Source organism: Gordonia sp. (in: high G+C Gram-positive bacteria), assembly GCF_020438995.1.
Taxonomy (GTDB): Bacteria; Actinomycetota; Actinomycetes; order Mycobacteriales; family Mycobacteriaceae; genus Gordonia.
The window spans coordinates 1-7,573 of sequence record NZ_JAGQTN010000215.1; the positions used below are offsets into that span (position 1 = coordinate 1).

Genomic DNA, 7,573 nt, shown 5'->3' on the forward strand with positions numbered 1-7,573 from the left:
GTTTGTCACACACTATCGAGTTCTCAAAGAACACACACCCACCAACACCACCAACCACAACAGCCGGCGAACTTCAGCGAGCCCTGCTCAAATTTTTTGGAGTTCGTCACCCTCTCCGGGGCAACTCGCCCAGCCTACCAGACCCTGTTCCCGGCCGCAAACCCGGTCACCCAGGCCGCGCCGGCCGAACCTGCTCGGCCCACCCTCAACCCCGGTGCACAAACCTCTGCACACCGGAACCGAATCAGGGTGGTCATCGCGAATCCAAAACCCGCTCCCGTAAGCCTCTGACCAGGACTTTCATCCTCGCCCGGCTCCCCGGCGCTTGTCCGCGTCGCTCTGACTCGAAGAAAGTTACGCGATCATGACGGGCAGAACAAATCGCCAGGTCAGCAGTCACTACCGCGAGCGTATTCGCAGGTAGAGCGAGTTTCATCGCGCACAATATCGACACCGAACCCGATCACGACCGAAATCGCGCTGATGTGATCTACGTCATTCAACGTTCCCAGGGCCCGATCGGGCCGCGTGAAGGTGCCTTCTCGGCCAGTTCACGCAGGTGCGCGAGGCACCTACGCTGGACCCATGCCCACTGTGAATCCGGATACGGCCACGTCACAACACCAGAACGTGCTGGTCAGGCCGACAGAAGGTGACGAAGTCGGTTTCTCGACCGGCGCCACGCTGTTGTGGCGTCGCACCGCCGGCGGGGTGGAGATCGCGCACCCGTTCACCGAGTTCACCATCTCCGATTCGGTGATGGTGTCCTCCCTCTCGGAACTGGTCGAGCTCGGTGTCCTGCACGGCCAGACTCAATTCGAGGATGCTGCCGTCCAGCTGATCTGCTCGTCGGCACCCACGAAGGCAGCGGCCTGGCGCGCGTACTACGAGAACTCGATCAACGAATTGGCCGACGGCACTTCGCCGTTCAGTCCGGTCCACTTGCGGGCCCGGTCGTTGATCGTCGGTGATGACATTCTCGAAGTGGGGTGCTGCTTCGGATTCTTCGCCCTCGCCTGCGCCCGCGACGGGCGTTCGGTTCTCGCGTGCGACATCTCGCCGGGTGCGATCGACCTGCTCGCCACCGCCTCGATGAGTCTCGGACTGACCGTGGAGGCCGCCGTGGCGAATGCCGTCGCACTGCCCTACCCCGACGACCACGTCGACACCGTGACCCTCATTCACCTGCTCGAACACCTCGATGACGAGGACACGACCACCGCCATAAGCGAGGCGCTGCGGGTGGCCCGGCAACGGGTGGTGATCGCGGTGCCGTTCGAGGAGGTACCGACCGAGCACTTCGGGCACCTGCTCCGGCTCACCGAGGATGAGCTGCGGCTATGGGCGGGAAAGGTCGACCACGCGGGCGCCGACGTATTCAGCGACCACGGCGGATGGCTGGTACTCACGCCGCATGGGTAGCCGGCAGGACAGTGAGCTCAGATCAGGCGGCGAGCTCAGATCAGGCCGCGAGCTCAGATCAGGCCGCGCTTGCTGGCGATGTACACGGCGTCGGTCCGCTTGGACACCCCGAGCTTGCGGATGATGTTGCGGATGTGGAACTTCACCGTGGACTCGGAGATGAAGAGTTTCTGCCCGATTCCCTTGTTGGACATACCGTCTGCCAATAGCCGCAACACCTCACGCTCCCGGTCGGTGAGCGCGTCGGGTGCATCGGCCTCACCCGATACCGTCCGCAGCACGATTGCGGCGCTGCGGGCGTCGAAGGCACTACCACCTCCCCACACAGCCTGGATGGCGCGGACCAACTCGGTGGTGTCGACGTCCTTGACAACGTAGCCACGGGCTCCGGCCTTGACCGCGCGCACCACCAGATCGTCGTCGAGGAAGGTGGTCAGCACCAGGGTCGCGACCTTCGGGTATCGCGACGTCAGCTCCGTGACCAGGCGCAATCCCTCGTATTCGGTGCCCGCGCTGAGCTTCAGGTCGACGACGACCACGTCCGGGCGGCACCGGGCGATCTCGGCGAGGGCGGCGTCGAAGGAATCGGCCTCACCGACCACCGAAATCGCCTGCTCTCGCTCGAGTAGCGAGCGGATTCCTTCCCGCAGCAATGCGTGGTCATCGACGAGCATCGTGCGGACGGCGGTGTGGCCCGAGTGTACGGGCCGCCCCAGTGGCGGGGCGGTCCGTTGCGGAACACCTTGTGCACCATATGTTGTCATCGTTTCGCCTCCTGAGAACCGGCAGGTCTGGCAGGTGCGGCCGGCAACTCGACGGCAATCCGGATACCGCCCAGTCGCGACCGCCTGATCCGCAGCATGCCACCGAGATCACTCGCCCGCGCCGTCATGTTGGCCAGCCCTCGGTGTCTGCCTGCCAGATCGCCGAGCATCGCCGCCTGCAGGACGCGCCGCAGATGACCCGGATCGCCGGTACCGTCGTCGTCCACGGTCAGTGCCACATCCCGTTCGCCGTAGGTCAAGACGACCTTGGCGCGGGTGGCCTCGGCGTGCACCGCAGTGTTGAACAGCGCCTCACCCGCGATTCGCAGTATGGCGTGCTGCGCGTCGTCGGGCAGGTCACGGACCCGCCCGACGACTCTGACCTCGGTCCGCAGGTCGGCCGGCATATGCATCGAGCACAGCTCGTCCAGGATCTCGCCGAGGCTCAGACCCCCTACCGACGGCGCCTGGTTGAGCGCGTAGATCACCGACCGCAATTGCTCGACCGCGTTCCTGGTCAGCCGGCCGGCGACCTCGAGCCTGGCTGCGGTCGCCGGATCGGACTCGACCCGGCACACCTCGATCTGCATGCCCGCCGACAACACCGATTGCGTCACCGAATCGTGCAGCTCGCGTGCGATCCGCTCGCGCTCCTCGGTGACCAGCCGCTGCCGCATCGCCGCCGACAGTTCTCGCTGGGTACGTTCGAGGTCCTCGTTGCGCGCCGCCAGCACCGCGGCCTGTTCACTGACGCGTTGGTAAGCGTCCTCCGCGCGGGCCAGTTGATGCCTGCTCTCCTCCAGCAGCGCGGCGTTGAGCAGTGCGACTACCGCCTGTCTGGCCAGGATCCGCATCACCACCAGGTCGGCCGAGTCCACGGGACAGCCCGGGCGCGTCCACGCCGACAGGCCACCCACCACGCGTCCGTCGAGTTCCAGCGGCAGATGCAGATGGTGCTGGTCGACGACGGGGCGTTCGAGCCGGCCGGACTGCCGGCGCAGAATGTCGTTGAGACGGTTGAGGACGTCATCGGGCAGGTTGCTGGGTACACGTGCACTGGCCACCCCCTCGAAGGCGTATACCGTGCCTTCCGCGGACATCATCAGGTGCCGGGGACCCGTGCGTTCGAGTTCGCCGTCGCACAGCGCGAACACGACCCACTGGGCGTCAAGGTGTTCGCTGACCGCCCTGGCCACCGACAACACCAGGTTCTGCGGCCCCTCCGCGGTGTCCACGAGTGCCCGGGAGATCCGGTCGAGCGCACCGACGACCCTGCTCAGCCGCTGTTCCACGCCACGGTACTGGGCGTAGTGGCCGCCCTTGACCGAATGCAGGCCGACGAGCGAGTTGAGCCACTCGGCATCGGATGTCTCGGGTGCGGGATTCTCCGATACGAGGTTCTCCGGTGCCCGCGAGTCGATGGCGCCGTCTGCCCGGGCGCGTGTGTTCGGCATGGCTACAGCGCCTCGTGGTACATGGCGGCGACATCGGCAACGGTCGGCCGCCGCGGGTTGGTCCGCATGCAGGCGTCCGCCAGCGCGTTGACGGTCAGCGACGGTATGTCCCTGGCCTGCACACCGAAGGCCGACAACGACTGCGGCAGCCCCACCCGCGCGGTCAGCCGTGCCATCTCGTCGGCGAAACGTTCGGCCGCCGCATGCGGCGTCGGGGACTCCGGCAGGCCGATCGCCCGCGCGAGATCGACGTACGGAGACGGGTCGGCCTGTGCGTTAAAGCGGATCACATGCGGCAGGATGATCGCGTTGATCGCCCCGTGCGGCGCGTCGCACATACCACCGACAGGGTGGCTGAGCGCGTGCGTGGCACCCAGGATCGCGTTGGTGAAGGCCATTCCGGCCTGCAGCGCCGCGTACGCCATGTCCATTCCGGCGTCGGAGTCGGCCGGTGAGTCCACCAGCCGTTCCAGACTTCGCCATGCCGTGCCGATCGCTGACAGAGCCGCACCGTCGGTGAGTCTGGTGTGCGCACGCGAGGCGTACGCCTCGACGCAGTGGGACACCGCATCCATCCCGGACTGTGCTGCCACCTCGGGCGGCATCGTCGCGAACACCCGGGGATCGATCACCGACACGTCGGGCACCAGACCGCGTCCGATGATCGCCACCTTGGTCATCCGGTCGGAGTCGCTGATGATGCAGAACTGGGACACGTCCGAACCGCTGCCGGCAGTGGTCGGGGCGGCAAGCAAGGGCGGCAACGGATGTCGGGCCTTGTCGATGCCCTCGTATTCGAGAATGTGGCCACCGTTGGCGGCCAGGATCGCCACCCCTTTGGCCGCGTCGATCACCGACCCACCGCCGAGCGCGACGATCCCGTCGCATCGGGCCATGCCGTAGCGTTCCAGCCCTGCCACCACCTCACCGGCGCGCGGATTGGGACTGATCCCGGTGAACGAGGAGGTGTGGATCCCCGCTGCATGGAGCCGGTCGCTGAGTTCGGAAAACCATGGGGTGCTGACGATTCCGCGATCAGAGACAATCAGGAGCCGATTCAGTCCGAGGCCTTCTGCCGCACGCGGAATCTCCGCGAGCGCGCCCCGGCCGATGATCACCTCTGGCGCGTGGAACTTGGCCACGCGCACCACATCGCGGGCCGGCTGTTCACCTGTGAACCCGGCCCGCGACTGCGGTACCCGCTCAAAAACCTCATCCACTGACACTGCGAGCCACATTACTTCGGCCAGGCATGCAGCAGCGTTGCAAGCGGAATGAGCGGTACGAGACAGGGCGGCTTCGGGTCCGGCGATCAGACCTTGATCGCATCCACCGACACCTGTTCCAGTGCCGCCAGATCGTGGATGATGTGGACCCGATCGCAGTACTCGGAGTACCCGGGCAGATCGCACGAGCCGAGTTTCCACGAGTACGAAGGCTCCGGGGTGATCCAGATGACCTCCCGCGCGCGTCGTGAAATCTCCTCTAGCGCAGGAAAATTCGGATCGCTTCCGTTACCGCGGCCGTCACCGAGAACGATCACGGTGGTACGCCGGTTGACCGCGCCGCCGAATTCCTCCAGGAACTTCCCCAGCGCGGCACCGTAGTCGGAGTCGGCAGAGGTGTCGAGGACACCGCCGTTGGACAGGCCACTGACCACCAGGGACAGCGCCTCCTCGATCGGATGTTCGGCGAACAGGTCGGTGATCTCCACCAGATCCGACACGAATGCGAACGAGCGCACATGCGAGACCATCGACTGCAAGCCGTGGACCAGCTGCAACGTGAACCGAGCCGCCGCGCGCACCGACAGCGACACGTCCGCGAGGATCAGCAGGCTCGGCCGGTCCTCCACCTTGGCCACGGTGATCGGCCGGAACGGAACACCGTCGTAGCGCAGGTTGGCACGCATCGTGCGGGCGGCGTCGACCGACCCGCGGGCGGCAACCTTGCGCCGCGACCTCGGCGCACCGTGCAGGCTGCGGATCAGTCGGCGGATCGAATCCTCCAGGCTCGCCCGCTCGTGTTCGTGGATGACGTCGCGGACCTCGGCCTTGACCTCGCGTTCCTCGATCTCGTGATCGCTGGCCATCAACTGCTCAAGATGGTCGCGCAGCTTTTCGGGTAGACCGTCGAGCAGGCCGGCGAGGATGCGGCGCAATGCCGCGATCTCCTCGACGTCGGGCTGGGTGACGTCGTCACCTTCGCTGTCGAGCCAGTTCAGCAGCGCCATCTCCTGCGCCACCGACAACTCGACGTCGAGCCGGGTCCGGTCGTCGGCCACCAACTCACCCGGTCTGCCGGGGTTCGACAACCGCGACACCGTGAGCTGAACGCGTGCGGCGGCCTCGGAATTGGGCACCTCATCGGCCGACAGCACGATCTCGTCGGTCAGCGACGCCATGTCGAGCCGGTTGGCCTCCTGATGCAGGTTGTACTGCTCGGCCAGATCCTCCGGATCGAAATAGTCCTTGAGATTGGACGGCGGGCCGTGGCTGTGGCCCTGTTGCGGGGTCTGGGAGATCTCGTCCGAGAGGCTGTACTCGTTGAGCTCGCCGCTGTCGGAAAGATCATCGTGGGTGTGCGAATGTCCGTGTCCATCATCACTTTCCAGCACGGGAAGCAACCGGAAGAACCTGTCGAACACGTCGTGAAAGGTCTCCTCGTCGCGGCGGTCCTTGACCAGACACACCTCGAGAGCCGAGCGGAGCAGTTCACGGTCGCCGAGGATCTCCGGTGCGGCAGTCGCGGCCATCGCGTCCATGGCCTCGGACACGCCGATACGGATTCCGTGCAGTCGTAGCAGCCGGACGAAACGATGAATCGCGCCTTCCATCCCGGGCCCCTAGAACGGCCGCTTGCGCGCGCCGCCGCCGCGGGAGGCGAACGACCGGCTGCCCTGCCCCGCGCTCACCGTGCGCTTGCCGATGTCGCTGCTGTCCCCGGGCGCGCCATAGTAGTCGTCGCCGTGGCGGCCCGGCTCGTCCTTCGACGCACGCTTCTCGCGTCCCGGTTCATTGTGGTCGTGATCGTGCGAATGTCCCCCGTCGTGGGAGTGACCGTGATCATGGGAATGGCCGTGATCGTGGGAGTGACCGTGGCCATGGTCGTGGGTATGCAGGTGACTGGGCACTTGCGCGTTGGGATCGACCAGACGCGGCAGTGCATCGACCGCACGCGCGAGGTCCCGATCGTACTTGACCACCACATTTGCTGTCTGCGAAAGGATTTCCGCATCGAGCTCGTCGGCGCCGAGCACCGCGAGGGTGCGCGCCCAGTCGATGGCCTCCGAAATGCTCGGGGCCTTACGCAGATCCAGGTCCCGCAGGCCACGCACGATCTGAACGAGCTTGGCGGCCAGCGCATCCGAAAGTCCGGTGTTCTTGGATTTGATGATCTCCAGCTCGCGGTCGGCGGCCGGATAGTCCAGCGACAGATGCAGGCACCGGCGTTTGAGCGCGGCCGACAGATCGCGGGTGTTGTTGGACGTCAGAATCACCAGCGGGGGGTGCTTGGCCACGAAGGTTCCGATCTCGGGCACCGAGACCTGGAATTCTGCGAGCAACTCCAGCAGCACCGCCTCAAGTGCCTCGTCGGCACGGTCGACCTCGTCAATGAGCAGCACGACCGGCTTCTCCGAGCGCACCGCCTCCAGGAGCGGCCGGGGTGCCAGGAATCGCTCGGAGAAGAACACGCTTTCCTCGGCACCGATCCGGTCGACCGCCTCCGACAGCGTGTCGACATCGGCGACCACCTGCGAGATCTTCTCGCGCAACACCTGGGTGTACAGCAACTGTTTGCCGTAGTCCCACTCGTACAGCGCAGTGGTCTCGTCCTGCCCCTCGTAGCACTGCAGACGCAGCAACTCGCGCCCGGTCACCGTTGCCAGCGTCTTGGCCAATTCCGTCTTGCCGACGCCCGCCGGGCCCTCCA

At 65.9% G+C, this 7,573-nt stretch carries 6 protein-coding genes; 1 reads left to right on the forward strand and 5 read right to left on the reverse strand.

What is annotated here, in order from left to right; genetic code table 11:
- Window positions 1-585 precede the first annotated feature (585 nt).
- The gene (mftM, locus tag KDB67_RS15485) at window positions 586-1,422 is read left to right on the forward strand and encodes a mycofactocin oligosaccharide methyltransferase MftM (protein ID WP_291017361.1); all 837 of its coding nucleotides are present in this window, start codon (window positions 586-588) and stop codon (window positions 1,420-1,422) included.
- Between the two features lie 53 nt (window positions 1,423-1,475).
- On the opposite strand, the gene KDB67_RS15490 is transcribed toward mftM, so the two are convergent.
- The 5 genes from KDB67_RS15490 to KDB67_RS15510 form a co-directional block, all read right to left on the reverse strand.
- On the reverse strand, window positions 1,476-2,096 hold the full coding sequence (locus KDB67_RS15490) for a response regulator transcription factor (protein WP_291017371.1): 621 nt from the start codon (window positions 2,094-2,096) through the stop codon (window positions 1,476-1,478).
- An 86-nt stretch (window positions 2,097-2,182) separates the two neighbouring features.
- The gene (locus KDB67_RS15495) at window positions 2,183-3,640 is read right to left on the reverse strand and encodes a histidine kinase (protein ID WP_291017363.1); all 1,458 of its coding nucleotides are present in this window, start codon (window positions 3,638-3,640) and stop codon (window positions 2,183-2,185) included.
- Between the two features lie 2 nt (window positions 3,641-3,642).
- A complete protein-coding gene (locus KDB67_RS15500; RefSeq protein WP_291017365.1) occupies window positions 3,643-4,866 on the reverse strand; it encodes an iron-containing alcohol dehydrogenase in 1,224 nt (407 codons plus the stop codon).
- An 86-nt stretch (window positions 4,867-4,952) separates the two neighbouring features.
- Window positions 4,953-6,476 (reverse strand): VWA domain-containing protein, encoded by a 1,524-nt coding sequence (locus KDB67_RS15505; protein WP_291017367.1) that lies wholly within the window; start codon window positions 6,474-6,476, stop codon window positions 4,953-4,955.
- 9 nt (window positions 6,477-6,485) lie between these two features.
- Window positions 6,486-7,573 (reverse strand): MoxR family ATPase (locus KDB67_RS15510; RefSeq protein WP_291017369.1); only part of this gene is annotated, 1,088 nt, incomplete at its 5' end.

What these genes read in the sequence shown, in the direction of transcription:
- KDB67_RS15490 (WP_291017371.1), bottom strand. Translation starts at nt 2,096, where the DNA reads ATGCTCGTCGATGACCACGCATTGCTGCGGGAAGGAATCCGCTCGCTA.
- KDB67_RS15505 (WP_291017367.1), bottom strand. Translation starts at nt 6,476, where the DNA reads ATGGAAGGCGCGATTCATCGTTTCGTCCGGCTGCTACGACTGCACGGA.
- mftM (WP_291017361.1), top strand. Translation starts at nt 586, where the DNA reads ATGCCCACTGTGAATCCGGATACGGCCACGTCACAACACCAGAACGTG.
- KDB67_RS15495 (WP_291017363.1), bottom strand. Translation starts at nt 3,640, where the DNA reads ATGCCGAACACACGCGCCCGGGCAGACGGCGCCATCGACTCGCGGGCA.